Annotated in this window: 28 protein-coding genes; 17 read left to right on the top strand and 11 right to left on the bottom strand. The window is 62.7% G+C overall.

The features are described from left to right. Position 1 precedes the first annotated feature (1 nt). From FJW08_RS09420 to FJW08_RS09410, 3 genes are all read right to left on the bottom strand, one after another. A complete protein-coding gene (locus tag FJW08_RS09420; RefSeq protein WP_140810274.1) occupies positions 2-1,186 on the bottom strand; it encodes an MFS transporter in 1,185 nt (394 codons plus the stop codon). Between the two features lie 116 nt (positions 1,187-1,302). Next, complete coding sequence (locus tag FJW08_RS09415; RefSeq protein WP_140761175.1) at positions 1,303-1,512, bottom strand: DUF2061 domain-containing protein; 210 nt, start codon at positions 1,510-1,512, stop codon at positions 1,303-1,305. 132 nt (positions 1,513-1,644) lie between these two features. After that, the gene (locus FJW08_RS09410) at positions 1,645-3,309 is read right to left on the bottom strand and encodes a Na/Pi cotransporter family protein (protein ID WP_140810273.1); all 1,665 of its coding nucleotides are present in this window, start codon (positions 3,307-3,309) and stop codon (positions 1,645-1,647) included. A gap of 378 nt (positions 3,310-3,687) precedes the next feature. On the opposite strand from FJW08_RS09410, the gene FJW08_RS09405 reads away from it, so the two are divergent. From FJW08_RS09405 to rpoD, 4 genes are all read left to right on the top strand, one after another. After that, positions 3,688-4,050, top strand: coding sequence for an RcnB family protein (locus FJW08_RS09405; protein WP_140810272.1), 363 nt, complete (start codon positions 3,688-3,690; stop codon positions 4,048-4,050). A 396-nt stretch (positions 4,051-4,446) separates the two neighbouring features. Beyond that, on the top strand, positions 4,447-4,812 hold the full coding sequence (locus FJW08_RS09395; protein WP_127278334.1) for a helix-turn-helix transcriptional regulator: 366 nt from the start codon (positions 4,447-4,449) through the stop codon (positions 4,810-4,812). Positions 4,813-4,920: 108 nt separating this feature from the next. Next, positions 4,921-6,861, top strand: coding sequence for a DNA primase (dnaG, locus tag FJW08_RS09390; protein ID WP_140810271.1), 1,941 nt, complete (start codon positions 4,921-4,923; stop codon positions 6,859-6,861). 425 nt (positions 6,862-7,286) lie between these two features. Continuing rightward, a complete protein-coding gene (rpoD, locus tag FJW08_RS09385; protein WP_027145766.1) occupies positions 7,287-9,311 on the top strand; it encodes an RNA polymerase sigma factor RpoD in 2,025 nt (674 codons plus the stop codon). Between the two features lie 62 nt (positions 9,312-9,373). Here rpoD and FJW08_RS09380 read toward each other — a convergent pair whose 3' ends face one another. Further along, entirely contained in the window at positions 9,374-10,366 is a 993-nt protein-coding gene (locus tag FJW08_RS09380) for a TauD/TfdA family dioxygenase (protein ID WP_140810270.1), read from the bottom strand. Positions 10,367-10,712: 346 nt separating this feature from the next. Between FJW08_RS09380 and FJW08_RS09375 the strand changes: the two genes are divergently transcribed. From FJW08_RS09375 to FJW08_RS09345, 7 genes are all read left to right on the top strand, one after another. Further along, positions 10,713-11,006, top strand: a complete 294-nt coding sequence (locus FJW08_RS09375) for a GYD domain-containing protein (protein ID WP_140761191.1) — start codon at positions 10,713-10,715, stop codon at positions 11,004-11,006. A 133-nt stretch (positions 11,007-11,139) separates the two neighbouring features. Then, on the top strand, positions 11,140-11,409 hold the full coding sequence (locus tag FJW08_RS09370; protein ID WP_140810268.1) for a DUF333 domain-containing protein: 270 nt from the start codon (positions 11,140-11,142) through the stop codon (positions 11,407-11,409). Positions 11,410-11,429: 20 nt separating this feature from the next. Beyond that, positions 11,430-11,798 (top strand): DCC1-like thiol-disulfide oxidoreductase family protein, encoded by a 369-nt coding sequence (locus tag FJW08_RS09365; protein ID WP_140810267.1) that lies wholly within the window; start codon positions 11,430-11,432, stop codon positions 11,796-11,798. Between the two features lie 200 nt (positions 11,799-11,998). After that, a complete protein-coding gene (locus FJW08_RS09360) occupies positions 11,999-13,090 on the top strand; it encodes a sugar ABC transporter substrate-binding protein (RefSeq protein ID WP_140761201.1) in 1,092 nt (363 codons plus the stop codon). Between the two features lie 10 nt (positions 13,091-13,100). Continuing rightward, positions 13,101-14,150 carry an ABC transporter permease gene (locus FJW08_RS09355; protein ID WP_140810266.1) on the top strand — a complete coding sequence of 350 codons (1,050 nt, stop codon included), beginning with the start codon at positions 13,101-13,103 and terminating at the stop codon, positions 14,148-14,150. Next, the gene (locus tag FJW08_RS09350; RefSeq protein ID WP_140810265.1) at positions 14,150-14,935 is read left to right on the top strand and encodes an ATP-binding cassette domain-containing protein; all 786 of its coding nucleotides are present in this window, start codon (positions 14,150-14,152) and stop codon (positions 14,933-14,935) included. Before FJW08_RS09355 ends, FJW08_RS09350 begins: the two co-directional genes overlap by 1 nt. Positions 14,936-15,043: 108 nt before the next feature. Further along, a complete protein-coding gene (locus FJW08_RS09345; protein WP_140810264.1) occupies positions 15,044-15,730 on the top strand; it encodes a PadR family transcriptional regulator in 687 nt (228 codons plus the stop codon). Between the two features lie 76 nt (positions 15,731-15,806). Here FJW08_RS09345 and FJW08_RS09340 read toward each other — a convergent pair whose 3' ends face one another. Then, complete coding sequence (locus FJW08_RS09340) at positions 15,807-16,067, bottom strand: YiaA/YiaB family inner membrane protein (protein WP_027145771.1); 261 nt, start codon at positions 16,065-16,067, stop codon at positions 15,807-15,809. A 55-nt stretch (positions 16,068-16,122) separates the two neighbouring features. After that, positions 16,123-16,800, bottom strand: coding sequence for a PspA/IM30 family protein (locus tag FJW08_RS09335; RefSeq protein ID WP_140810263.1), 678 nt, complete (start codon positions 16,798-16,800; stop codon positions 16,123-16,125). A gap of 178 nt (positions 16,801-16,978) precedes the next feature. On the opposite strand from FJW08_RS09335, the gene FJW08_RS09330 reads away from it, so the two are divergent. After that, entirely contained in the window at positions 16,979-17,620 is a 642-nt protein-coding gene (locus FJW08_RS09330; RefSeq protein ID WP_140761216.1) for a TetR/AcrR family transcriptional regulator, read from the top strand. A 44-nt stretch (positions 17,621-17,664) separates the two neighbouring features. Then, a complete protein-coding gene (locus tag FJW08_RS09325) occupies positions 17,665-17,958 on the top strand; it encodes an HlyU family transcriptional regulator (protein WP_140810262.1) in 294 nt (97 codons plus the stop codon). Between the two features lie 109 nt (positions 17,959-18,067). Here the strand turns inward: FJW08_RS09325 and FJW08_RS09320 are convergent, their stop codons facing one another. After that, positions 18,068-19,102 (bottom strand): class I SAM-dependent methyltransferase, encoded by a 1,035-nt coding sequence (locus FJW08_RS09320; RefSeq protein ID WP_140810260.1) that lies wholly within the window; start codon positions 19,100-19,102, stop codon positions 18,068-18,070. 298 nt (positions 19,103-19,400) lie between these two features. On the opposite strand from FJW08_RS09320, the gene FJW08_RS09315 reads away from it, so the two are divergent. Beyond that, positions 19,401-21,395 (top strand): EAL domain-containing protein, encoded by a 1,995-nt coding sequence (locus tag FJW08_RS09315; RefSeq protein WP_181182890.1) that lies wholly within the window; start codon positions 19,401-19,403, stop codon positions 21,393-21,395. A 185-nt stretch (positions 21,396-21,580) separates the two neighbouring features. Here FJW08_RS09315 and FJW08_RS09310 read toward each other — a convergent pair whose 3' ends face one another. Then, entirely contained in the window at positions 21,581-22,783 is a 1,203-nt protein-coding gene (locus FJW08_RS09310) for an MFS transporter (RefSeq protein WP_140810259.1), read from the bottom strand. 185 nt (positions 22,784-22,968) lie between these two features. Continuing rightward, on the bottom strand, positions 22,969-23,427 hold the full coding sequence (locus FJW08_RS09305) for an Lrp/AsnC family transcriptional regulator (protein ID WP_140810444.1): 459 nt from the start codon (positions 23,425-23,427) through the stop codon (positions 22,969-22,971). A 169-nt stretch (positions 23,428-23,596) separates the two neighbouring features. On the opposite strand from FJW08_RS09305, the gene FJW08_RS09300 reads away from it, so the two are divergent. Next, entirely contained in the window at positions 23,597-24,331 is a 735-nt protein-coding gene (locus tag FJW08_RS09300) for an AzlC family ABC transporter permease (RefSeq protein WP_140810258.1), read from the top strand. Beyond that, positions 24,328-24,627 (top strand): AzlD family protein, encoded by a 300-nt coding sequence (locus tag FJW08_RS09295; RefSeq protein WP_140810257.1) that lies wholly within the window; start codon positions 24,328-24,330, stop codon positions 24,625-24,627. The genes FJW08_RS09300 and FJW08_RS09295 overlap by 4 nt, the downstream gene beginning before the upstream one ends. 156 nt (positions 24,628-24,783) lie before the next feature. On the opposite strand, the gene FJW08_RS09290 is transcribed toward FJW08_RS09295, so the two are convergent. Continuing rightward, on the bottom strand, positions 24,784-25,416 hold the full coding sequence (locus FJW08_RS09290) for an FMN-dependent NADH-azoreductase (protein ID WP_140505161.1): 633 nt from the start codon (positions 25,414-25,416) through the stop codon (positions 24,784-24,786). Positions 25,417-25,523: 107 nt separating this feature from the next. Between FJW08_RS09290 and FJW08_RS09285 the strand changes: the two genes are divergently transcribed. Then, on the top strand, positions 25,524-26,486 hold the full coding sequence (locus FJW08_RS09285) for a LysR family transcriptional regulator (protein ID WP_140810256.1): 963 nt from the start codon (positions 25,524-25,526) through the stop codon (positions 26,484-26,486). A 54-nt stretch (positions 26,487-26,540) separates the two neighbouring features. Here FJW08_RS09285 and FJW08_RS32660 read toward each other — a convergent pair whose 3' ends face one another. Then, positions 26,541-26,639, bottom strand: a complete 99-nt coding sequence (locus FJW08_RS32660; RefSeq protein WP_210241180.1) for a putative RiPP precursor — start codon at positions 26,637-26,639, stop codon at positions 26,541-26,543. Positions 26,640-26,735: the final 96 nt, after the last annotated feature.

Raw genomic sequence — 26,735 nt, 5'->3', positions numbered from 1 at the left:
GTTATTCGGCGGCCGCCGGTACCGGCGGGCTGATGTCGCTGCGCCGTTCCCAGAGTTGGGAGATGACAGCCACGATGACGGCAACCGCCATCGCGAACGCGCCAACAACTGGCAGGCTGCGATAGCCGTAGCCGGCATTGAGCATGGCGGCGCCCAGCGACGCGGCCAATGCGATGCCGATATTGAAGCCGGACGGGATAAGCGAGGCGGCGAGGCCGGAAGCGTCGGCCGTCCAGGACAGGATGCGGGTCTGGATCGGGGTGCCGATGGCGAAGTTGAGGCCGCCCCAGACGATGACGGCAATAACCATCGGCGCGGGGTAGGGGCTGACGGCATAGATGATGGCCAGCGTCACCGCCTGCAGGGCGAGCATGGTGATCAGCGACGGCATCAGTTTCCAGTCCGACAGTTTGCCGCCGAGAAAGACGCCAAGCGTGGCGCCGACGCCGTTGAGCAGCAGCACCCAGGGCACCAGGTTTTCGTCGAGCCCTGTCACCTCCAGCAGCGTCGGGGTGATGTAGGTGAACAGGCAGAACTGGCCGAGCATCAGCATCAGCATCAGGATCAGCGAGGTCCAGACCTGCTGGCGCGCCAGCACGCGGACTTCGCTGGCAAGGCTCGCCGCCTTGGCCTGATATCCGGTGGTGCGCGGCAACAGGGCCGCCATGGCCAGAGTTGCCGCCACGCCGAGTGCGCCCATCACCCAGAAGGTCGCGCGCCAGCCCCAGATGTTGCCGATGGCAGTGCCGGCCGGCACGCCGATGACGTTGGAGACGGTGAGGCCCGACAGGATGACGGCGACCGCCATGCCGCGCTGGTCCTCGCGCACCAGGCCGACCGCGACCACCATGGCAACGCCGAAATAGGCGCCATGCGCGACAGCCACGGCAATGCGCAGCAACAGCATTGAGGTGAAATCGGGCGCCAGCGCGCAGGCCGCCTGGCCGATGGTGAAGGCGACCGCGAGGCCGAGCAGCAAGGTCTTGCGCGGCAAGGACTTGGTGGCGAGCGCCAGCAGCGGCCCGCCGATGGCGATGCCGCATGCATAGCCGGAGACGAGATAGCCGGCGGAGGGTACCGAAACGCCAAGCCCATGCGCCACCTGCGGCAGCACGCCGGCGATGACGAATTCGGTGGTGCCGAAAGCGAAGGCGGCGATGAACAGGGCGACGAGCGGCAGCGACATGAAAAAGAAACTCTCGAAATACAGGGCTCAAACCATGGATAGCCGTGGCAGGCAATCCAGAAATTGTCGACGTCGCTTTAGCTTTTCTTGACCAGGTCCGTTGGTCACCGGTCCCGTCAGGTCGCGGACTTACGTCCGTAAGGAATCTTCAGCCACGCCCGCTCATGAAAATAATAGAGCAGCGACTTGGTGACGACTTCGGTCATGCCGATGGCTGCCGCCAGCTTGATGCTTCCGGTCACCACCAGCGAGATGATCATCGTATCGATTGTGCCGGTCACACGCCAGGAAAGCGCCTTGGCGAAACTGCGCGAATGGGTGTCCATCGATTTCCTCCGGGTGGCATTAGATGCTTAGCCGACGGATGTGAGGATGAGCAAAGACTAATTTTGCCGTTGAAGCCGGAATACCGGAATCGTGTTCCCAAGTTGATGCCGATGCGGCAAATCCTTGCCGCCTCAGCTCGCCTTCAGCCTCGATCCCGTGAGCAGGCCGCGCTCTTCGAGCACGGGGTAGGCCATCGACGCCAGCAGCGAGTTGATCTGCTTCAGGTCGCGGATGGTGTCGAGGTGGATCGAGCTGGTTTCGATGCTTTTGGCGGTGCCTTCGCGCAGGCGCTGGAAATGGCTGGCGCTGGTTTCCTTCTCGCGGTCGCGCAACTGGTCCTTCTCCAGCACCAGCTGGCGGGCGGTCTCGGCATCGCGCGAGACCAGCACGTTGAAGGCGAGCCGGGCATTGGCCAGCACCGAGCCATGGAAGGCGCACAGTTCGCTCCAGCCTTCGTCGGTGAATTCCAGCCCGCGGTCGAATTTCTTCTTCACATGCACCAGCATGTTGCGCACGACGATGTCGCCGACCTGCTCGAGCTTGACGCAGGCGCCGATCAGTTCCTGGCATCGCAACGCCTCGTCTTGGGTCATCGGGTTCCTGGTGACCTTGGCGAGGTAGAGCTTTATGGCCGCGTGCCTGCGGTCGACACGGTCGTCGAGGGCCGCCAGCGCCTTGATCTTGTCCGAGTCGGCGTCCTCGTAGAGTTCGATGATGCGCTTGAGCATGATCTCGACCGTCTCGCAGACCCGCACCACTTCGCGCGTGGCGTTGGCCAGAGCCTGGCTCGGCACATCGAGCGCGCCTTCGTTGAGCGCCGACAGTTCGACGACGTCGAGCGTCGCGGCCGGCGCCGGCTTGGCGCCGAGCGCCACGATTCTCTCGGAGGCTCGGTAGACCAACCCGGCCAGCGGCAGGCCGGCAAGCAGGATGATCACGTTGAACAGAATATGGGCGTTGACGATCTGATCGGCCGCCGTCGCGCCGAGCAAGGCGACATGCGGCCGGAAGATCATGAACAGGATCAGTATGACCAGCGAGCCCAGTCCGCGCATCAGGAGGTTGCCGACCGGCACGACACGCACTTCGGGACTCGCCGAGCGTGTCAGCATCGGCGCGATCAGCGACGAACCGAGATTGACCCCGAGGATGAGGACGAGGCCGAGTTCGGGGCTGATCAGGCCGCGGCCGGCCAGCGTCGCCATCAACAGCACCGCCGCGATGCTCGACTGGAACAGCCAGGTGATCATTGCCGCCAGCAGATAGGCGGTGATGGAATCGCTGGAGAAATAATTGAGGATGACCGGCAGCAGCTGGCTGTTGCGCAGCGGCTCGGACGCCTGCCCGATCATTTCCAGTGACAGGATCAAGAGACCGATGCCGACCAGGATGCGGCCGGTCTGGCGCCAGTCGCGCCGCTCGGTGGCCATGAACATCACCGTGCCTGATATCAGGCAGAGCGGCACCAGCAGCGTGAGATCGAAGGTCAGCAGCTTGACCACCAGAGCCGAGCCGATCTCGGCGCCACGCACGGCCAACTGGCCGGCGGCGCCCGAGACGATGCCGGAGCCAGCGAAGGAGCCGACCAGCAAGGTGACCGCGGTCGAGCTTTGCAGCGCGATCGCAAGGCCGGTGCCGGCCAGTACCGCCATGATCGGGTTGCGCATGGTGGCGCGCAGACGATGGCGCAGCACGTCGCCATAGGCGCGCTCGACGCCGGTCTTGACCATGCGCGTGGCAAACAGCATCAGCGCCACGGCGCCGGCCAGATGCAGAAGGACGACCGAGCCGCTCATCGCGGCGCCTGGATGCGGGCGGGGCGTGCGCTGCGGGCAGCATGGCGACCGGTGGCTAAGGCGAGGGTAAGAATCATGGTCATGGCAGCCTTGGAATATAGCCGGAATATTTTAGCCGGATAATAAAAATTTGTCGATTTCAAGGGCCGCCGCGAGGCGACGGCCGGTGTCGGAAAATGGACGGGCCCGCAAATGGTTGCAGTGGCTGGAGCGGTGGATCGGCGGGATCTGCGGCACTGTTGGCGCCGGTCTTCGCGACGATGTTCAAATCTTTGGAATAAGCGGCGGAATTCATTACACAATTGTAATGGTGGCGTTCAGTTTCGGTTCATCCCCTGGCCGTTATTCCTCTGGCATCGACAACCAAGGAGACTTCCGATGAAACGCATTGTCCTTTCCACTCTTGCTTTCTCGATGCTGGCCGCCACCTCGCTCACCGGCCAGGCAGCGCCGATAAACGCGCCAGTGGCGCCGCAGTCGAACTACATGAAAGTCGATTGGCAGAAGCCTGGCAGGCATGTCGAGAAGCGCGTGGTGAAGAAGAAGGTCGTCGTGAAGCGCAATCACTGGCGCAATGGCCAGAAATATTCCGGCTGGAGACAGCACCAGCCGATCCGCGACTATGGCCGCTATGGCCTGCATCGTCCCGGCCGCGGCCAGGAATGGATCCGCGTCGGCAATGACTATGTGCTGGTCGGCATCCTCTCCGGCGTCATCTTCGGCGCGCTTGCCGCGCAGTAATCGTTGGCGAAAGCCGGCATCTCGCCGGCCTTTCGATGGGAGGCGGCCTCGCGAGGGTCGCCTTCTTTGGTTCGTCCTGCCCAGTCTCATGCCGACCCGCCTTGCCGGAAATATCACAATATGCGATATTTAAACGGTGAAGCGGGTCGTACTTCTGCCTTTGGCGGCAAAAGCGTTGCGAAAGCATCGGGTCGATGCCGAGAGGATTTTATCGAAGATCGAAACCTATGCCAGGGACGCGAGTACGCTTGCAAACAGCGTCAAGGCCTTGAGGGATCTTCGGCCCTGCGCCTGAGGGTCGGCGACTATCGCGTGATCTTCGAAGAGACGGATCAAGAGATCATCGTGACTAAGATCGGACCGCGTGGATCGGTTTATGATTGAAGGAATGCCGGGATGAATAACATCGCCTATGTCACGACGCCAGGTGGCGAGGAACTGGCCATCCTGCCTCGCAGCGAACTGGAAGCCCTTCGTGAATCGCTGGAGCATGCGCAGGCGCTTGGCGGGTTTCGTGCCGGGCAGCTTCCCGGTCTTACGCCCGATGAAGCACGAGCACTTGTCGGCGCGGTCTCTCCGCTTGCTTTTTGGCGCAGATACCGCAAGCAGACCCAGGCTGTTCTCGCTGCCTCCGTGGGCGTGACCCAGAACTATCTTTCGGATATCGAGAACGGAAAGCGCGGTGGGGACGTCACGCTTTGGCTGCGGATTGCCCGCGCTCTCGAATTGCCCATCGAGAGTTTGGTCGACGACGGCGACTGATCGGCGGCACCGGAGGGTCGCGTTGCCCTGTGGAAACCGGGTATGGCCTCTATTGGGGGTCGTCTGAGATCGCGGGCATGATTATATGGTGGCGAAACGAGTTCCCCGATGCGCTTTCCGCCCGCCTTCCTCGACGAGATACGCGACCGCGTGCCGATTTCCTCTGTTATCGGCCAGCGCGTGGCGTGGGATCGCAAGAAGACCAACCCGTCGCGCGGCGACTATTGGGCGTGCTGTCCGTTCCATGGCGAGAAGAGCCCGTCCTTCCACTGCGAGGACAAGAAGGGCCGCTATCACTGTTTCGGCTGCTCGGTCTCGGGTGACCATTTCAAGTTCCTGACCGAACTCGAAGGACTGAGTTTTCCCGAGGCGGTCGAGAAGATCGCCGACATGGCCGGTGTGCCGATGCCGGTCCGCGACGAACAGGAAGAGCGGCGCGAGAAAGAACGCGCCAGCCTGACCGACGTCATGGAGATGGCGACGGCCTTCTTCCAGGAGCGCCTGCAAGGGCCTGAAGGCGCCAAGGCCCGCGCCTACCTGCGCGACCGTGGGCTGACACCGGCGACGCAGCAGTCGTTCCGGCTCGGCTTCGCGCCCGACAGCCGCAATGCGCTGAAGGAGCATCTGGCCGCCAAGGGTGTGCCGAAGGCCGATATCGAGGCCTGCGGGCTGGTGCGCCATGGCGACGACATTCCCGTCTCCTACGACTGGTTCCGCGACCGCATCATGTTCCCGATCCCGGATTCGCGCGGCAAGATCATCGCCTTTGGCGGCCGCGCACTGGCCCCCGACGCGCTCGCCAAATACATGAACTCGCCAGACACCGAGCTCTTCCACAAGGGCAATGTGCTCTATAATTTCGCCCGCGCCCGAAAAGCCTTGGCCAAGGGCGGGACGGTCATCGCGGTCGAAGGCTACATGGATGTGATCGCGCTGGCGCAGGCCGGCTTCGAGAATGTCGTGGCGCCGCTCGGCACCGCGCTCACCGAAAACCAGCTCGAACTGCTATGGCGCATGGCGCCGGAGCCGATGCTGTGCTTCGACGGCGACAAGGCCGGGCTGAAGGCGGCATGGCGGGCAGCCGACATGGCGCTGCCGTCAGTGCAGGCCGGGCGCTCGGCGCGCTTTGCGCTGCTGCCGGAAGGCAAGGATCCCGACGATCTGGTCAAGGCCGAGGGGCCAGACGCCTTCCGCGCCGTGCTGGCCGATGCGCGGCCGCTGGTCGACCTGTTGTGGATGCGCGAGACAGCGGGCGGCGTCTTCGACACGCCGGAGCGGCGGGCGGAATTGGGACAGACGCTGCGGGAACTCAGCAGCCGCATCCGCGACGAAAGCACGCGCTACCACTACCAGCAGGAAATGCGCGAGCGGGTGCTGAGCTTCTTCGGCTCCCAGCGCAATGCGCGGCAAGGTCGTCAGGATAACGGCCGGCCCGGCGAGCGCGGCCAGGGCAAGCCTGCGCCGGGCGGGCAATTCGCCAAGCCTGGTGGCGGCCGCATGGCGATCACCGAAAGCCTCGGCCAGTCGGCACTGGTCAAGCGCGGCGAGGGAATGTCGGTGCGCGAGGCAACGATCATCGTCGCATTGATCAACCATCCCGCGCTGATCGACGAGAACTTCGCCCATGTCGAATTCCTCGATCTCGCCAATTCCGATCTGACCCGTCTGCATGCCGCCATCCTCGACGCGATGGCGCATGATATGGCCAACGACCGCAACGCCGTGGTGGCGACGGTCGAGCGCGCCGGCTGCGCCGAGATCTGGGAGCGCGCCGTCGGCCTGATCAGGCGGGCGCGGCAATGGCCGGCACTGGAGACGGCGGCGCTCGAGGATGCCCGCGACGCTCTGAACCAGGCGTTGCACTTGCAGCGCAGCGCGCGGACCTTACATAAGGAGCTGAAACAGGCGGAAGCGGCGCTCGAAGCTGATCCTTCGGATGAAAACTTCCGCCATCTGATCGAAATTCAGGCGCAATTTCAGGATGTACAAGCAACGGAAGCGCTGATCGAAGGATTCGGCGTTTCGTCGGGCAGGGCTGGACGAGCCTAAGTGCATGCGAGTGCGGAATGAAGGCGTTGCCATGCCTCCTTTTGGGGCGGGGCGCGCTAAGTCGGGTAATTGATTCGCTTTTTTCATGCGAATCATGCCAGAGCCGCTTGACCTTCGGACAGAATGGCGGAATCAGGACGATTCGAAACGTTAACCCGCACCCGCGTCGACGGGAAACAAGCGATGTGAGGTACTGGTCACTGGACAGGCAGCCCGCCTGCCACAGATATCAGGGTTAATCTGGACTTAATGCATGCCGCCCAAGAGTGGAACCCGGTTTTGGGGCGCCGGCATGCACCAAACAAAAAGAGTGGATGCAGCTCATGGGCCGGGTGAAGCGCGTTTAGAAAAACGGGCGTATCCGATTTGACTGGTCCGAAAGCTGACGCGGCCCGATGGCCGGCCGCTAGGAGAAGATAAAGACTATGGCGACAAAGGAAAAGGAAGAGGTCGAGACCGAACGCGAAGGCGCCACCGATGGGCCCTTGCTCGACCTTTCCGATGATGCTGTCAAGAAGATGATCAAGGCCGCCAAGAAGCGCGGCTATGTCACCATGGACGAGCTGAATTCGGTGCTGCCTTCCGAGGAAGTGACCTCCGAGCAGATCGAGGACACGATGGCGATGCTGTCCGACATGGGCATCAACGTCGTCGAGGATGACGAACAGGGCGAAGAGGCCGAGGCCGGCGACACAGCCGCCGACGCCGAGGAGGACGCCAACGAGCTGGCCGAGCAGACCGGCACCGCGGTCGCCGCCACCACCACCAAGAAAGAGCCGACCGACCGCACCGACGACCCCGTGCGCATGTATCTGCGCGAAATGGGCTCGGTCGAGCTTCTGTCGCGCGAGGGCGAAATCGCGATCGCCAAGCGCATCGAGGCCGGCCGCGAGACGATGATCGCGGGTCTGTGCGAAAGCCCGCTGACCTTCCAGGCCATCATCATCTGGCGCGACGAGCTCAACGAATCCAAGATCCTGCTGCGCGAGATCATCGATCTCGAAGCCACCTATGCCGGGCCCGAGGCCAAGCAGGCGCCGGTGGTCGAGCGCGTCGAGGAGGCGCCCAAGGCCGAGGAAAAGCCGCGTCGCGGACGCGACGATGAAGACGACATCACCAATGTCGGCGCCGACACGCGCGGCATCGGGGATGACGACGAGGAAGACGAGGACGAGGCGAGCCTGTCGCTGGCGGCGATGGAAGCGGAACTCCGCCCGCAGGTGATGGAGACGCTCGACGTCATCGCCGACACCTACAAGAAGCTGCGCAAGCTGCAGGATCAGCAGGTCGAGAACCGTCTGGCCGCCGCCGGCACGCTGTCGCCCAGCCAGGACCGCCGGCTGAAGGAGCTGAAGGACCAGCTGATCAAGGCGGTCAAGTCGCTGTCGCTCAACACGGCGCGCATCGAGGCGCTGGTCGAGCAGCTCTACGACATCAACAAGCGCCTGGTGCAGAACGAGGGCAAGCTTCTGCGCCTCGCCGAAAGCTATGGCGTGCGCCGCGAGGAGTTCCTGAAGGAATATCAGGGCTCCGAGCTCGATCCGAACTGGACGCGCTCGATCGCCAATCTGACCTCGCGCGGTTGGAAGGAATTCACCAAGAACGAGAAGGATGCGATCAAGGACCTGCGCGCCGAGATCCAGCACCTAGCCACCGAAACGGCGATCTCGATCCTGGAATTCCGCAAGATCGTCAATCAGGTGCAGAAGGGCGAGCGCGAAGCAGCGATCGCCAAGAAGGAAATGGTCGAGGCCAATCTGCGGCTCGTCATCTCGATCGCCAAGAAGTACACCAATCGCGGCCTGCAGTTCCTCGACTTGATCCAGGAAGGCAATATTGGCCTGATGAAGGCGGTCGACAAATTCGAATACCGCCGTGGTTACAAGTTCTCGACCTACGCGACATGGTGGATCCGGCAGGCGATCACGCGTTCGATCGCCGACCAGGCGCGCACCATCCGCATCCCGGTGCACATGATCGAGACGATCAACAAGATCGTGCGCACCTCGCGCCAGATGCTGCACGAGATCGGCCGCGAGCCGACGCCGGAGGAACTGGCCGAAAAGCTCGCAATGCCGCTCGAAAAAGTGCGCAAGGTGTTGAAGATCGCCAAGGAGCCGATCTCGCTCGAAACGCCGGTCGGCGACGAGGAGGACTCGCATCTCGGTGATTTCATCGAGGACAAGATGGCGATCCTGCCGATCGATGCGGCGATCCAGGCCAATCTGCGCGAGACCACCACGCGCGTGTTGGCTTCACTCACTCCGCGCGAGGAGCGTGTGCTACGCATGCGCTTCGGCATCGGCATGAACACCGACCACACGCTGGAAGAAGTCGGCCAGCAGTTCTCGGTCACCCGCGAGCGTATCCGCCAGATCGAAGCCAAGGCGCTGCGAAAGCTCAAGCACCCGAGCCGGAGCAGGAAGCTGCGCAGCTTCCTGGATAGCTGAGTTCATTTCTATCTATCACGACGAGTTAAGGGCGCCGTTTGGCGCCCTTTTTGTTTCAGGCGTCAGAGCAACCGCACGTTCAGCCGTGCGCCCTTGACGATGATTCCGCCCCGGTCGCCGATCTCGATCGAGCCATAACGCTGCCTGAAACTCTCGGGCAGCGGACGGTCGCCGGGGACCGACAGCCACAGGCGCAGCATATGGCGCCGCTTGTCGGGGTCCGGCCAATCGCGAAAGCCCATGCGATCGTGAAGCAGCGAATGATTGTAGACGAACTGCATGTCGCCCGGTCGAAGCCGCATCGACAGATTTAGCTTCGGGTCATTGGCGAGGCTGTCGAAGAGATCCAGCGCTTCGACATGGGCGGCGGTGAGCCGCATGGCATCGGGAAAGCGTTGCGCGCTGTCGATGTACTGGCGCTGATAGATGCCGGTCAGCAGTCCGGCATGCCAGTTGAGTACGGGGATTTCGAAATAGGGCTTTTCGCCTTCCGGGATCTCGCCGCGCCGGTCGGTGGCAATCGGATCAAACAGCAGGGGAACCAGATCGGGCCGTCTTTTGCGCATCTCGTTGTAGATCGTCACCGTGCTGACCAGCAGGGACTCGCCGCCTTGCATGGCATCGCGCAGGCAGAGCAGACCGACGACGTCGGCGGAGTCGGTGTGAAATGTCTGGCGTTCCGACGTCTGGTAGATGCGCGTCGTGACGTCCCTGGCGTCCGCGCCGATGTCGCGGACATGGCCGAGGATATGGCCCTGGGCATTCTGGGACCGAGCGCTTCCCAGATGGGCGCCAACTCCGCAGAAGATCGTTGCCGCCATCTCGGCGGAATAGCTTTCGACCGGGAGACCGCGCAGCACCTCGAATCCAATGCCTGCAATCAGTTTTTCGCGAAGGGCCGCAAGACGGCCGGCCAGACGAGGCAAAGGGAAATCCGCCTTGGTAAGGCCGCTGAGATCGTGCGAGCCGGCAAGAAAGCCGGTCGCGGCAACTTCCAGTTCCACGACATCCTGCGGGCCCAGTTCGACCAGCCACTTTTCAGGATGCTTCGCCATGTACTCGCCGGTCCAGGCGGCGGGAGTTTCGATCTGTTCCGGCGCGGCAGGTCTGTCGTCTCGCGCATGAAGCTCTCCTGCGGCTGGGTCGGTCACCGACGTTTTGCCGGGCTCACGCCACGACGGAGATTGCCGCAATCAAGCGGGTTTTTAAACCGGCTTCAACTGGCCGCGCTCACTCTGCAATGGGTGCCGGCGCGGTAGTGCTTGCGGGACGTGGGCAGCGGGAGGATAATCCGACGTCGGATGCATTTTTCGGGCGACAACCCCGGAAGCCCGCCCCGGTCGAGGCCGTGTCGATACGGCCTGAGTGCCGTGCTCCGTGGCCCCCGGAGGGAGGTGTGCCATGACAAGCTACATCGTGCTGATGAACTGGACGGAGCAGGGCGCCAGAAATGTGCGCGATTCACCGAAGCGGCTCGATGCAGCCAGGAAGCAGCTGGGCGAAATGGGCGGATCGTTTAAGGCGTTCTACCTGACCATGGGCGAGTACGACATGGTGGCGGTGGTCGAGGCGCCCGACGACGCGGTCCTGGCGCGTTTCTCGCTGATGCTGGCGGCGGCCGGCAACATCAGGACGCGGACGATGAAGGCCTTCCCCGAATTCGCCTATCGCGAGATCATCACCTCACTTGGATGATGATGTTTTCGCGGACAGCCGGGTCAGGTGTCGTCTCAACGGCATTCGACCCGGCGCGCGTTCCGACAAATCTGACAGTTGCCTCAGGACAGGACGCCTCGCCGTGGTAGACATGCGGCCGAGGAGAGATCGCATGAAGAAAGTCTCGATATTGGCTGCGAGCCTCGCCTTGTTGTCCTTGATGCCGATCGACGCCGGCGCCGCCGCGCAAAAACCGATCGGCATGGCAAATCCCGCATCGCTCCATTGCAGTGCGGTCGGCGGCCGCTTCGTGGTCAGGAAGGACAAGGCCGGCAACGAATACGGCTTTTGCCGCCTGCCCAACGGTCGCCTGTGCGAGGAGTGGGCGCTGTTTCGCCACAACAAGTGCGTCGGGCCGAAGGCGGCGATGCGCGGCAAGTGACTGGTAGCGGAACCACGCCTTTGCTGACCGTCTGGTACAACACGCGCTGCCCGGTCTGCGATGCCGGTATCGGCAGACAGAAGCGGCGGCTGCTCGAGGCCGTGAAGGCCGGACGGGTCGAATTTCGCGACATCAACCTGGAGCCGCATGCGCTGTCGTCGCATGGCGTCTCGCTGGAGGACATCCGCCGCCGGCTGCATGCCATCGATGCCAAGGGTAGGCTGGTGGTCGGCGCGGACGTGGCGATCGCGGTCTGGCTGTTAACGCCGGGCGAGGGCTGGCTGGCGAGCCTGTTCGGCAATCGGCTCATGCTGCCGCTGACCCGCCATGCCTATGATCGCTTCGCCGATCTGCTCTACGGCTGGAATCGGCGCAAGGGCCGCTGGTAGCGGTCTCGCCGGCCGGACATTCGTTGACCCGGAACTCTCAGCGTTCAAAAAAAAGTCATCGCGGCGTATCCATCTAGCGGACCTTGCGCCGGACCCTAGTTCTGCATGCAAGGGCCTCGTGGCCCCCGTCCATGGCTTTGCCGGCCGTCCGGCAAGAAGGATGCATAAAAAAAGAAAATCGGAACTTAGGGAGATCGACCATGATCGCTGATCATGAATACACCAATCGTGGGCAGGGCTTCGCGGCCACGCGACGCACCCTGCTGCAAATCGCGCTGGGCGCGGGTGGCGCGGCCTCGCTGGCGGCGCTGGCCGCCTTGCCGGCCTCCGCAGCGGCAGACGCCACGCAGGGCGACTTTCCCCAACACAAACCGTGGAAGTTCGTCTTCGTCAACCATGTCACCACGAACCCGTTCTTCGTGCCCACCCAATACGGGATCGCGGATGCCTGCGCGCTGCTCGGCTGCTCCTATCAGTGGACGGGCTCACAGCAATCCATCGCCTCCGAGATGGTCAACGCCATGAACACGGCCATCGCCGCGGGGGTCGACGGCATTGCCGTCTGCCTCGTCGACGAGCACGCTTTCAACGAGCCGGTGAGCAAGGCGCTCGCGGCCGGGATTCCTGTCTTCGCATACAACGCCGATGCCAAGGGCAATGCCCGGCTCGCCTATGTCGGCCAGGATCTGTACCTTGCCGGCAAGGCGCTTGGAGAGCGTATCGTAAGCCTGGTCGACGAGGGCGAGGTGGTGGGTTTCATCGCCACGCCCGGCCAGCTTAACATCCAGCCGCGTCTCGATGGCGCCGCCGACGCGATCAAGGCTTCAGGCAAGAAGATCACTTTCACCCAGATCGCCACCGGACCGACGGTCAACGAGGAGGTGTCGCGCGTCGATGCCTATTATGTCGGCCACAAGGACGTGAAGGGTATATTCGCCGTCGATGCCGGCAGCACCATGGCGGTCGGCAAGACCATGGAGAAATATGGTCTGCACGCCAATGGCGTCAGGGCCGGTGGCTTCGATCTTCTGCCCGCGACGCTGGACGCCATCGCCAAGGACCATCTCGACTTCACCATCGACCAGCAGCCCTATCTGCAGGGCTTCTACGCGGTGATGGAGATGTTCCTGTTCCAGATGTCGGGCGGGCTTACGGGCCCGGCCGACATAAACACAGGCCTCAAATTCGTCACCAAGGACAGCGTCCAGCCCTATCTGAAGACGCAAAGCCGCTACGAGGGCAATGCGAGCAAGCAGATGCTGATCGAGCGCTCGGGCGCCATCGGCGGTTGAGGGCGAACCCATGGCCGACGATGCCCGGCATTCTCCGGCCGGCGAAGGCCGGCTCCCCGACGACGCCGTGAAGGGAGCCGACGCCGCACCGCCCCGCGGCGCCTGGAACCTGGCCGCGACGGCTGTCTTTCGGTACCGCGAAGCCAGCATCGTCATCGCCGGCCTGCTGCTGGTGATCTATTTTCAGTATTCCAGCGCGGCCTTTCTGTCGCCGGCCAACCTCGAAAACCTCGTCCAGTTCACCGCCACCACCGCCATCATCGCCGCTGGCGAGGTGATGGTGCTGGTGTGCGGGGAACTGGACCTGTCTGTGGGCATGGTCTATGCGCTGGCACCCTTCGTCATGTACTTCGCCATGGCTGGCGGCGCACCGCCATGGCTCGCGGTGGTCGCGGGGCTCGCGGCGGCGGCATTGGTGGGCGCGATCAACGGTTTCCTCACCACGCTGTTGCGCCTGCCTTCCTTTGTCACGACCCTCGGCATGCTGTTCTTGATCAACGGTTTCACCTTGACCATTTCCGGCGGCTTTCCGGTGCAGCCGCTGGCGGGCGAGCTCTTCACCCAGATTTTCGGCGGCAACCCCTGGGCGGAATTGGCCTGGGCGCTGGCGATCGCGATCGGCCTGCAATTCGTGCTGATGAAGACGCGCTGGGGCCTGCACACCGTCGCCACCGGCGGCAACCCGACTGGCGCCGCCGAGGTCGGCATCAAGGTCCGGCGCATCAAAACCGGCAATTTCATCCTGTGCAGCATGCTCGGCGGCTTTGCCGGGATGCTCGATGCCTTCCGTATCGGCTCGATCGACCCGCTGGCCGGCGGCAGCGAGATCATGTTCGCGGCGATCGCTTCGGCCGTCATCGGCGGCACATTGCTGACCGGTGGACTCGGCACCACGGTCGGCGCCTTCCTCGGCGCGCTCGTGCTGGCCATTCTGAAGGACGGCTTCACCTTGCTGGGCGTCAGCGCCTTCACCTTCGACATGATCCTAGGCGCGGCTATCCTGGCGACAATGACGGTGAATATCCATCTCAGCCGGCTGCGCGACCAGGGAGGCGGATAATGGAACAAGAGGCGGTTTCGGGCGAATTGATGCGGGCCGAGCACATCGCAAAGCGTTTCGGCCAGGTCACGGCGCTGCGCGACGTCAATCTGCGGCTGAAACGCGGCGAGGTGCTGGGATTGCTCGGCGACAACGGCGCCGGCAAGTCCACGCTGATGAAGATCCTTACCGGTTTCCTCAAGCCCACGAGTGGACAGCTCTATCTCGACGGCGTGCCCGTAACGCTGAGTTCGGTCGCGCATGCACGCAGCCTCGGCGTAGAGGCGGTGTACCAGGACCTGGCCCTGATCAATGAGCTGAATGTCTACCGCAACATGTTCCTGCAGCGCGAGGCCGTGTTCGGCGGCCCGCTTGGAATCCTCGACGACAAGGCCATGCGCCGCGCGGCGCTGGCGCAACTGGAGCGCATGGGTGTCAACATCCCTTCGGTGGATGCCGAGGTGTCCCGGCTGTCGGGCGGCCAACGCCAGGCGATCGCCGTCGCCCGCTCGGTCTACCAGAAAGCCAGGATCCTGCTGCTCGACGAGCCGACAGCGGCGATGGGCGCAAAGGAATCGGCACTGATCCTCGATCTGATCCAGCAGCTGAAGGAGGGGGGCGATGTGGGCATCATGATCATAGCGCACAACTACGCCCAGATCTTCGACGTCTGCGACAGGATCAACCTCATCGAGGGTGGGATCATCGTCTTCGACAAGCCCACCTCCGAGACCTCCGTCCAGGAACTGACGGATCTCGTGGTCCGCGAATACCGCAACGCGCGCAAGGGCGTGAGGGGTCGATAGCGTCCTCCACTGGCGTCACTCTCAGATACATCGTAAGATATATCTTGACTCGATCGACCGGCGAGCCTAATTAAGATATATCGTAAGATAGAACTTTAGGAGCGATCAATGCACAATTATTCCGACCACCGTCATTTCGGCGAGCGCATGTTCATGCACATGGCCGGCAAGTTCGGCGGCAAATTTGGTGGCAGAGGAGGCGGCGGCTTCGGTCCGTTCGGGGGGAGGGGCGGCGGGCGCGGCCCAGGCGACATGTTCCGCGCCGGACGGATGCTCGCCGATGGTGACCTCAAGCTGATCACGCTGTCGCTGCTGGCGGAGGCGCCGCGCCACGGCTACGACATCATCAAGGCGCTGGAAGAGCGTACCAGTGGCATCTACAGCCCGAGCCCGGGCGTCGTCTACCCGACGCTGACCTTCCTGGAAGAGGCCGGCTACGCTGTCTCGTCGAGCGAAGGCAACAAGAAGGTGTTCTCGATCACCGAGGCCGGGCAGGCGCATCTGGCCGAGAACCGCGAGATGATCGACGGCGTGCTCGAGCATCTCGAACGCTTCGGCCGCAAGATGGCCAAGGCGCGCGAATGGTTCGGCTGGAACGACGATGGCGAGGATCGTCGCGGCGGCCGGGGTGGCCGTGGCGAGCGCTCGGAAACGCGCGACGAATTCCGTGCCATCCGCCACCGGCTGCGCGCCGCACTCGGTGACATCGTCGATGCCCCGGCCGAAAAGCAGGCCGAGGCGATGAGCATCCTCGAAGCCGCGGCAGACGCGCTCGAAGCGCTGACGCACCGCTGATCTCGTGATGCCGCGACTCTTGAAAGCTCAACAGCCTGGGGAGACCCGGGCTTTTCTCGTCAGGCCATTGTCGGCATCATTCCTTGCCGACATATTCGCTGATCAGCTTTTCATTGCGCGCTTTCTCGATCTTGGCGGTGGTCTCGGCGGAGATGCGCTCGTCGGTGCGGTACTTGACCAGGTTCACCAGGCTGCCGGTCAGCAGCAGGATGCCCATGGCCCAGTAGCCCTTGGTCGACAAGTCGACCGGCGCCAGCCAAAGCGACAGGCCGAGCATGAAGTAGGCGGCGCCCACCGAGACGGTGTTGAACATGATGTAGGTCTGATTGCTGTTCATTGTCGTATTCCTTTGATTGGATCGAAGTTGGGTTTGATGTGCAGGTCCAAAATATTCAGTTGATGGTTTTCAGGCGCTCGAGCACGTCCTTGGCGCGCACCTTCACCGCCGGGCCGTGTCCGGCGTCGGCAAGGCGGTCGCGGATCGCCTCGTGACGCAACTCGCCGTCGATCTCATCGAGAATGCCGGCCTCCTCGAACGGATCGCTGCCGGCCTTGATGCGGGCCAAAAGCTCTTCGGCGTCGTTGAGGCTTGCCGAATGGCCGATCGACCTGACGAGGCGTGACTGCGCCTTGCGCTCGGCATCGATGGCCCGGGCCGAGATCATGCCCTGGTTGAGGTCGATGATGCGGCGGTGCGCCCGCTCCACCGAAACGCGCATCCGCAAGGTCTTTTCGCCAAGGCTCTGCACCGTGGCGCGGCGGACCTCGCGTTCATTCTCCAGTTCGGCGATGGCCGCGGCACCGCTCTCGGCCAGTCCGCTGTTGCCGGCGGCCAGTGCGCTGATGGTGCGTGCCTCCAGGTCGACGTGGCGGCGATCGAGATGCTCGAGGCCGGCCTGCTCGGCACGCTGGCGCACGATCAATGAGGCGAGTGTCTGCTTGGCGGCGGCAAGACCCGCCTCGGCATCGCGGATGCGCTGCGCCAGAAGGTCGATGGCGAAGCGATCCTTGAGGCCGTCCTCGGCCCGTGCGCCGGCGCCGTCGAGCAATGTTCTGATCAGGCTAAGCATGGTTCTTCTCCCTTCGAAGTTTTGGTGAACGATGTTCACAAACTCAACATAGCAGGAAATGAACTGTGTTCAAGACGATTTTGAACACTGTTCACGATATCCGGGATATGGTAAACGAAGGGAAATCGGGGGTTCGAAAAAGCGTGCCATCAAAAGCACGCGCATCCAAAGGACTTATATGGCGCTGGACAAGGAAGAGACGGGCGAGCGGGTGCTGGCCATTGCCGAGACGCTGCTCGACGAAGGCGGCATGGACAATCTGAAGGCGAGGACCATCGCCGAACAGGCGGGCATCTCGGTCGGCTCGGTCTACAATCTGTTTTCCGATCTCGACGGCGTGCACCGCGCCGTCAACATGCGGCTGCTCGACCGGCTGGGGGTCGCGGGCGCGGCGGCGATGGCCGATCTTGGCAGGCGCGGCATTACCGACGTGCGCCAACGGCTGATGGCGCTGGCCGGCGCCTATGTTCGCTTCGTCGAGGCGCATCCCGGCAGCTGGCCGGCGCTGCTTGCCTTCAACCGGCGGCGTCCGGTGCTGACCGAGCCCGACGTCTATGAGGCGCGGCTCGACCAGTTATTCGAGATCATCGCCAGCGTCCTTGCCGATGGCGGCTTCGATCTCGACGAGGACACGCGCCGGATCGCCGCGCGAACCCTCTGGTCAAGCGTGCACGGCATCGTCACCAGCGGGTATGCGGGGAGGTCCGAGCGCCGGCAGGCCGACGAGATCGACCGGCAGATCGAGCTCCTGGTCGCCGTCTTCATCAGGGGGCTGGAACGCGGCGGCACATTCGCGCATGCTGGGAAAACAACGTCGTGAATCGCATACCGATGGCGATCGCAGGCGACAAGGAGACTTGAGCGATGTCTTTTCTGAAACGTCTTTTCGGCGGTGGCGGCGGCGAAGCGGCCGAGCCTGGAAGTGCCGCGCCCGCCAAGCAGGTCGAGCACAAGGGTTTTACGATCAGCGCCACGCCCTACAAGACAGAAGGTCAGTACCAGACGTGCGGCATCGTCTCCAAGGAAATCGACGGCGTGGTGAAGGAGCACAAATTCATCCGCGCCGACCGTTTCGCCGGGCTGGACGACGCCGTCGACATCTCGATCAAGAAAGGCATCCAACTCGTCGACGAACAGGGCGATCGGATTTTCGGGTAAGGGTCGGCCGTTTCCGAAAAGGCGCGGATTGTGCGTGAGGCGGGCTTACAACCTCGAGCACTCGTGAAGCGCTCGAGGTCCTTGGCCGCTGTGCCATCCCAGGCGAGTATTATCCGCGCTTTTGGATGACGCCGTAGAGCACGTTGCGGTTCTCACCGAAATACACCTGCGCCTCCACGGTGTTGCGGTCGACGCTGGCATTGATAATGTTCCACATGTCGACTTCCGACCGCAGCAGCAGCACCCAGTCCATGAACGTTTCCCAATACCCCGCGCCGGAACTGCCTTCGGCGTAGTTGGCGAACAGGAATATCCCGTTCGGCTTCAGCATCTGCAGGCATGTCTTGGTGAGTTTCACAGCGACGTTGTGCTGGAGGTAGTCGTAAAGGCCAGAGGCGTAGATGAAGTCGAACTTGCCCAGCTTGTGGCCTCTCGTGAGCATGGTTCGCACCGAACCGTCGATGGCTTGGACCGCGGTGCCCTGGAAGTCGCGCGCGATCAGTCCGACGCTCTGGGGATCCTGGTCGAGCGCGACCCAGCGCTTGAGGCGGCGCTCGGCCAGGGCGGCCGAACGGTTCGCTTCGCGCAGATGGCCGGCCGCGATCGCCAGGACTTCGGTTTCCGGTCCATTCTTGGCCGCAATCTCATCGACATAACGGGTCAAGAGATCGCGCCGTTCCCGCGCTGCGATGGACGACGGCACGTCCTTGGTATGGCTGTAGAGTGCCTTGCCGATCTCCGAGGCGCTTGCCACGCTCTCGGCCACGTGCGGGTCACAATAGATGTAGTCAAGCAACTGCGCGTCGCCGGAATAACCCCTGGGTTTGGTGAAGGACCAGCGCGTAAGCGGATCCTCGAGAAAATATTTCATGACCGGATGGTTCTGCACCACCGGTATCAAGGCTTGCCAAACGTCGGGATGAACCTTGGAGCGCGTCGCGCTGAGGTGCGACGTCAGGCGACGCGTGATCTCGGCGGGGTCCTTGTGTTGTTCGATCTGCTGCTGTGTCGCGTGAAGAATGAGTGCAAGCTCGGCGCGGGCGGTTTGGAACGCTTCGCCGTGATGCTCGATCTTTCCTCGCGGTAGCCCGCCGGCGATCGCCTCCGCAGTGATCAGACTCTGGCCATCAAAGACAGTTTGCACACCAAGGCTCCATAGTTAACAGTCAGTTAACTTATTGCTTAGAATACTCGATTTGCCAATGTCGGCTCGCAGGCATTTTATCGGTATGATTAATTTCCCGCTAACCATGTCAATTCTTTGGGGTTTTTAAGGAGGGGATTCCGGGTTCGAGTTAACGGAAACTTGTCCTGCGTCGTTGCATTTGACTGCGCGGCAAGACGTGTCGCGCCCAAGGAGTCGGTCTGCGTTGGGGGCAGAAGCTGGAAAAGAATTCGGAACGCGAAATGCCGCTCAGCCGGGATTCGTCGTGAACGAACGCGTGTCATCCAGAGTGGCGGATGCCGTGGATGCGGAACCACACGATCCGCGTCAGGAGTTGGGGGCGGCCGAACTTCGTATCCTTTACCGCAAGGAAGCTGAAGCGACGCGAAGAATGGAAACCAGGCCAGGGCTTTGGGTCGCCGTTGCCATCTATCTGCTGTTTTCGGCAACGGATCTGCTACTCATTCCTGACGTTGCAGCCTACACGATCGAGGCGCGCTTCGCGGTCGGATTGACCGTGCTTTTGACCATGGAGGCACAGCGTCGCCGGGGAGCCGGAGGGGAATGGCTTGATATAACCTGCGCCGCGGCCATTATATTTGGCTATCTCGGTTGGCTATGCCCGGCGGTTTTGTCTGCAGATAAGGAAAGCGTCTCTTACTATATGATCTTCGGCACCATTTTCATGATGGGGGCCAATCTCTTCTTCACATTCAGATTCAAGTTATCTATTGTAACCTCCGCTATAATCTTGTGCGTATTGTACATTGTGAACTATTTCGTGCCTTCTACGTCAACGTACAAGATAATATTGGGAATTTTCTATATATCGTGCTTCATCTTTACCTCTTATGTGAACTGGAAATTGAACGAAGAGCGCTACAACGTCTTCCTCAACGCGCGGGAAGCCAAGATCCAGCACAATGAGGCCACCGAGCGCGGCAAGGCCCTGCTCAGGCTGTCGCGGACGGATCCGCTGACTGGTCTGGAGAACCGGCGCGCGATCGACGAGAAACTGCGCGACTACTGGAATGACTGGCAAAAGCTTGGCCATGGTTTTGCGGCGATCCTCATCGACGTCGATTTCTTCAAGAAATTCAACGATTGCTACGGCCATCAGGAAGGTGACCGTTGCCTGATCCAGGTCGCCGATGCGCTCAGTGAGCTGATCGAGCAATATGATGGTTCCATCGGCCGCTATGGCGGTGAGGAATTCATCGTCCTGGCCCGCATGGACAGGAAAGACCAGGTCGCGGATCTGGCGGAAGCCATTTGCCGCACGATCGAGAACCTGGCGATCGCGCACGAGTTGCGGCGGGATGGCGTCGCGATCGTGACGGCGAGCGTGGGCGCGGCGTTCACTAGGAAGCAGACCGCCGCCAAGCTGGAGAAGATCATCCACGAGGCCGATCGAGCGCTCTATCTGGCAAAAGCCAGCGGCCGAAACTGTGTCCGGCTGTTCGATCCGACCGACCCCCAAAGCAGCGACGAGAGCGAGAACCTCGCGGCTTTGCTGAAGATCGCGATCGGCCAGGATCTCGTTTCGCTCGTCTATCAGCCCATCGAGGACGTCGCGTCGGGCAGGGTCGATGCGGTGGAGGCGCTGATGCGCCTCAAGATGTTCGACGGCACCTTGGTCCCGCCGAGCCTGTTCATTCCCGTCGCGGAGCGAACCGGCGCCATCCTCGAGCTCGGGCGTTGGGCAATAAGGACCGTCTGCGCCGAGATCCTGGCGCAGGATCACGTGCGCGTCGTCAGCGTCAACGTCTCGCCGATCCAGCTCAAGACACCCGGCTTCGCTACATCGGTCGCGACCATTCTGGGCGAGACCGGCGTAACCGGAAACAGGCTGGCCTTCGAGATCACCGAGGGGCTGGAGATGGAGATGCACTCCGACATCCTGCGCTGCATCAGCGACCTTAAGCTGCTCGGCATCAGGATATGGCTCGATGATTTCGGAACGGGCTTCGCCGGCCTTTCGTGGCTTCGCCTCATCGATTTCGATACGGTCAAGATCGACCGCTCGTTTCTCCACGACTGCGGCACCCCCAAGGGCATGGCGATGCTGCAGGACATCATCGCGCTGGTCAGAAATCGCGGCCACAAAATCCTGGTCGAAGGGGTGGAGACCGAAGAGCAGATGCTCCTCATGCGCCAGTTCGGCATAGACAAGGTCCAGGGCTTTCATGTCGGCCGCCCGGCTCCGGCCGCGAATTTCCAGGCCAAGCGGGCCATTCAAAAGCGGCCGTTCACGGTTCTCAAGTCGGCGTGACGGCGGGCAGCCGGTGGCTTGACCGGCCTCGGTCCGTCAAGCGCCCGTTTGTTATGTGGCCACGATTGCCGTCCGGCCGTGCCTACAGCATGTCGCGGCGAACAGGATTCGCCCGACCTGCTGTAAGCTTCTGATTTTATGCATGTCGTTATCCCGGAACCGAGGACACTTGCGGGCGACATGCATTATGCCGGCTGCAACGCCCTGCGTGGCAGCGGCGGGAAGGCGATGGCTATGCCCGCGGCGCCCAGACCGATGAGAGCCGAGCCGATGAACAGCCAATGGTAGCTGGCATAGGCGTCGAAAATCATGCCGCCGGCAAGCGGCCCCAGCGCCATGCCGAGGCTGGAGAGCATGGTGGCGGCGCCGAACACGGTGCCGAGGATACGCTGGCCGAAATATTCGCGCGCCAGCACCGCGTAGAGCGGCATGACGCCGCCATAGGTGGCGCCGAAGATGACGGCCAGCATGTAGAACTGGTCGAGGCGGCTGATCGAGAGATAGGCGGCAATGACGATCGCCTGGATCGCCAGCCCCGCGATCAGCACCGGCTTGACGCCCAGCCTGTCGGCCAGCACGCCGTAGAGCAGCCGCCCGCCCAGGCCAGCCAGACCCTCGACACTGTAGATCGAGACAGCGGCCATCGGGGCGACACCGCACAGCATGGCGTAGCTGACCATGTGGAAGATCGGGCCGGAATGGGCCGCGCAGCAGGCAAAGAAGGTCAGCCCCAGCACGATGAATTGCGGCGAGCGCAGCGCCTGCCCGACCGTCAGGCCGGCACCTTCGGCTATCGGCGACGCGGCCGTATCGGAGGCGGCGGGCTTCGGTGGCTGTCGCACCAGAAGGACGGCGGGCAGCAGGAGCACCCAGGCCATGAGGCCGATGTCGAACATGGCCGTGCGCCATTCATAGGTGGAGATCAGCCAGCGGGCCAAGGGCGAGATCGTCATCGGCGCCACGCCCATGCCGGCCGAGACCAGCGATACCGCCAGCCCGCGATTGGTGTCGAACCAGCCTGATGTCAGCGCGATCATCGGCGCGAAGAAGGCGCTAGCCGCGAGCCCGACGAGCACGCCGTAGGTGATCTGGAAGGTGAGAAGCGAACCGGCGCGGCTTGCCAGCACCAGCGCCAGCCCGAGCAGCACGGCACCGATGGTGACGACGATGCGGGCGCCGAACCGGTCGGACAGGGCGCCCCAGGCGAAGCCGCCGAAGCCCATTACCAGGAAGTTGAGCGTCATGGCGCTCGAAATGCCGGCACGCGACCATTGCGTGTCGATCGCCATCGGCTCGAGGAAAATCGCCAGCGAAAACATCGTGCCGATGGCGACACAGGACATCAATGCGCCAGCCGCGACGATGACCCAACGATAGGAAAGGTTCATGTTTCTTCTCCCAGCCGGGTACAGGATCGATCTTTCGACGCCGCCCGGCAATTCCGGTTGCGTCCGAAGGACGTTCGAGGCGTGCTCGGATCGACATTCCAGATGGAAATTTCTACAGGGCCAGGCGATGGCATGCGCCTCGTCAAATGCGCTGACGATCCACCGACGCGAGACATTTCAAAGACTCAGATCGGCAGTTCCGATGTATACTTGATCGTCCAGCTGGGAACGTCGGTCTTGACGTTCTGCACGCCCTTGATGCGGCTCAGATGCTCCGACTGGAAACGGCGATAGTCGTTGATGTCAGCCGCTACCACGCGCACCAGGGCGTCGCAGTCGCCGAGCATGAGATAGCATTCCATCACTTGCGGCAGCTTGGCCACCTCGGTGGCGAAATGTTCGATCGTGTCCTCGTCCTGCGTCTTCAGCCAGATGCGGGTGAAGAAGGTGAGACCCTTGCCGATGCTGGCCGGATTGAGCACGGCGACATAGCGGTCGATGACGCCGGCTTCCTCCAGAAGCCTGACGCGCCGCAGGCAAGGCGAGGGCGACAGGCCGACCTCATTGGCCAGATCATTGTTGGCCATGCGGCCGTCGCGCTGCAACGCCCGCAGGATGCGCTTGTCGATCTCGTCGAGCTTCATGGCGTTGAATTCCATTTTCCTGCCGATATCTGACACTGAATGCCAAAATTTGGCGAAGGACAACAATCTTCGCAACCAAATTGCGGTGAGGTGTAGGTATGTTTTGCCCCTGACATCACAGACTTCGAACGCAGGGCAGGGCGGCTGTAAGGCCGGCCTATGGCAGACCATGAGCATTTCACAGGCAGTCGAAACAGCCGGCAATGGTTCGGAATCCGAGTTCCGCCGGGGCGTGGCGTCCTGCGCGCCGGTGCTGCTCGGCACCATCCCCTATGCGCTGGTGCTTGGCGCCCAGGCCACGCAGAAAGGGCTGAGCACGGTCGAGTTGTCTGTCATGACGGGGCTGAACTTCGCCGGCGGCTCGGAATTCGCGGCGATCCAGCTGTGGACGTCGCCGCCGCATATCCTGCTCATTGTCGCCATCACCTTCCTGGTCAACAGCCGGCATCTGCTGATGGGTGCGGCGCTCGCGCCGTTCCTGCGCGAGCTGCCGCGGCGCAAGGTTTTCCCGGCGCTGTTCTTCATGTGCGACGAAAGCTGGGCGCTCGGCCTGACCGACGCCAAACAGCGCGCCGCCGTCGGTATCGCGCCCGCCTTCAGCCCGCGCTATTACATGGGCGCGGCGCTGGCGATGTATCTGGCGTGGGTATCCTTCACCACGCTCGGTGCCTTGCTCGGCCCGATGCTGGGCGATGTCGGGACCTTTGGTTTCGACATGGCGTTTCCGGCCGTCTTTCTGGTGCTGATGCGCGGCATGTGGAAGAGCGTGGCGGCGGCACGGCCCTGGCTGGTCAGTCTGGTCGTCGCGGCCCTTGTCTATCTCTTCATTCCCGGCGCCTGGTATGTCGCGGCGGGTGCGGTGTCGGGGCTGCTTGCTGCCTGGTTGATGGCAGGTGATGCATGATCGACGCAACGACCCTTCTCACCATCGTGCTGATGGCCGGCGTCACCTATCTGACGCGGATCGGCGGCTATGTCGTGCTGCGCAACCGCGTGCTCGGTGCTCGCGCCACAGCGGTGATGGAGGCAGCGCCCGGCTGCGTGCTGATCTCTGTCATCGCGCCGGCCTTCGTGTCGCGCAATCCCGCCGATCTTCTGGCGCTGGCCATCACCTTCATCGCCGCGACGCGGCTTTCCATGCTGCCGACCGTGCTGATCGGCGTGGGCGCTGCGGGCTTGCTCAGGCATTTCATTGGCTAATGCATGTCGCCCGGAAGTGTCCTCGGTTCCGGGATAACGACATGCATAAAGTCAGAAGCTTACAGCAGTCGGGCGAATCCTATTCGCCGCGACATGCTGTAAAATGAAAAAGGCAGGCGCGAACGCCTGCCTTTCGAGTTCAGATGATCGAGAGCCTTATGCGGCAGCAGCGGCCTGCTGGCTGGCCACCACGGCGTCGACCTTGGCGGTCGCCTTGGCGAGCGCCGCAGTGACCGCGTCGGGGCCCATGCCGACGCCTTCGATGCGGATGACATCGACATCGGTCATGCCGAGGAAGCCGAGCACGCCGCGCAGATAGGGAATGGCGTGATCGAACTGCACGGCCGCGCCCTCGGAATAGATGCCGCCCGAAGCCAGCACGATATAGACCTTCTTGCCGGTGACGAGGCCCTTGGGGCCGTTCTCGCCATAGGCAAAGCTCCGGCCGGAGCGGGCGATGTGGTCGACCCAGGACTTCAGCGTCGAGGAGATGTTGAAGTTGATGAAGCCGGTGGCCAGGATCACGGTGTCGGCGGCGAAGAGTTCGTCGAGCACGGCGTCGGAAACGCCCACCACTTCAGCCTGGCGCGGGGTGCGGGCATCGGCCGGCGTGTATATGCCGGTGGCATAGTCGGCATCGATATGCGGTAGCGGATTGGCGACGAGGTCGCGTACCACCAGCGTGTTCGACGGATCGGCGGCGAGAAGCTTCTGAGCGAATTCGGTGGCGATGCGGGTCGAATGCGAGGCAGCGCCGCGCGGGCTCGAGGTAACAAGAAGAATGGACATGGCGGGTCTCTCCAGTGGGATGAATTGTCCCGACATATATGGGGTATCGATCCATCCGATAAACTGGTATATTTTCTATACGATCCATCTATAAAGTAGATACAGTAGTGCTGCCCAACCCGACCCTCGACCAGCTCCAGATCCTTGTCGCCGTTGCCGACACCGGCAGTTTCTCGGCCGCCGGTCGCAAGCTCAACCGGGCGCAATCCGTCATCAGTTACGGCATCGCCAATCTCGAGGCGCAGCTGGGGCTGAAGCTGTTCGAGCGCGAGGGCACGCGCGAGCCGCAACTGACCGAGATCGGCCGGGCGATGCTGGAGGATGCGCGGCGCATGGTGGGCGTGCTGCAGCGCATCCGCTCGCGCGCCGACGGCCACCATCACGGGTTCGAGGCCGAGGTGGCGCTGTCGGTCGATGCGACGTTGCCGTCCCCGGTGCTGGTGCGGGTGCTCAAGGCGTTCGAGGCGCAGTTTCCGACCGTGATGCTGCGCCTGCATATCGGCACGCTCGGCCTCATTCCCGATCTCGTCGTCAACGGACAGGCCGATCTCGGCATTGGCGGCTTGCTGGGTGATGTCGACGTGCACCTCGTGCGCATCGGCTTCATGTCGCTGGTGCCGGCGGCCGCACCCAACCATCCGCTGGCACTGCTGCCGAAGCCGGTGGCGCTCGAGGATGTGCGCGAGCACACGCAGCTTGTCGTCACCGACCAGTCGGAGCGCACCAAGGGGCGTGACTACGGCGTCTTCGCCTACCGCACCTGGCGCCTGACCGACGTGCGCACCAAGCACATACTGATGCGCGAGGGGCTGGGCTGGGGTGGGCTGCCGCGCTGGCTGATCGCCGACGACCTAGCTACTGGCCGCCTGGTGGAACTTGATCTCGATCCCTACAAGGAGGTGAGTTCGCCGTTGTTCGCCATGCACCGCAACGATCGCAGCCCGAAGCCGGCCGCCGCCTGGCTGATCGACCGGTTCAAGCGCGGGCTAGGCTGCTTCAACGAATTCGAGCCAGGCGAGGTGCCCGAAGAGGAGCCGGAGACCCATGGCGTGTCCGGCTCCGGCATCTGACCTGGCGGTGCCCGGGTCGCCTGCCCGGGCCCTGGAACCGGCGCGTCCGAGAAATCATCGGATGATCGTCACCCCGGAAACCACGATCTGCGCGGTGCGGGCGGTCAATTTCCCGTGCTTGCGTAGCGTCGGTTTTTCATAGGTCTTTTTCATCTGTCGGTCCCGAATGTGAGCCTCGAGGGATGCCCTGACATAACGAGATTGGAGGGTTCCGGTTGCGTCGCCAGTCCATTCCCTACCGCGGATTGG

The organism is Mesorhizobium sp. B3-2-1 (genome assembly GCF_006439515.1).
Classification (GTDB): domain Bacteria; phylum Pseudomonadota; class Alphaproteobacteria; order Rhizobiales; family Rhizobiaceae; genus Mesorhizobium.
Note: the sequence above shows the minus strand (reverse complement) of the source record. Positions and strands in the feature narration are given on the sequence as shown.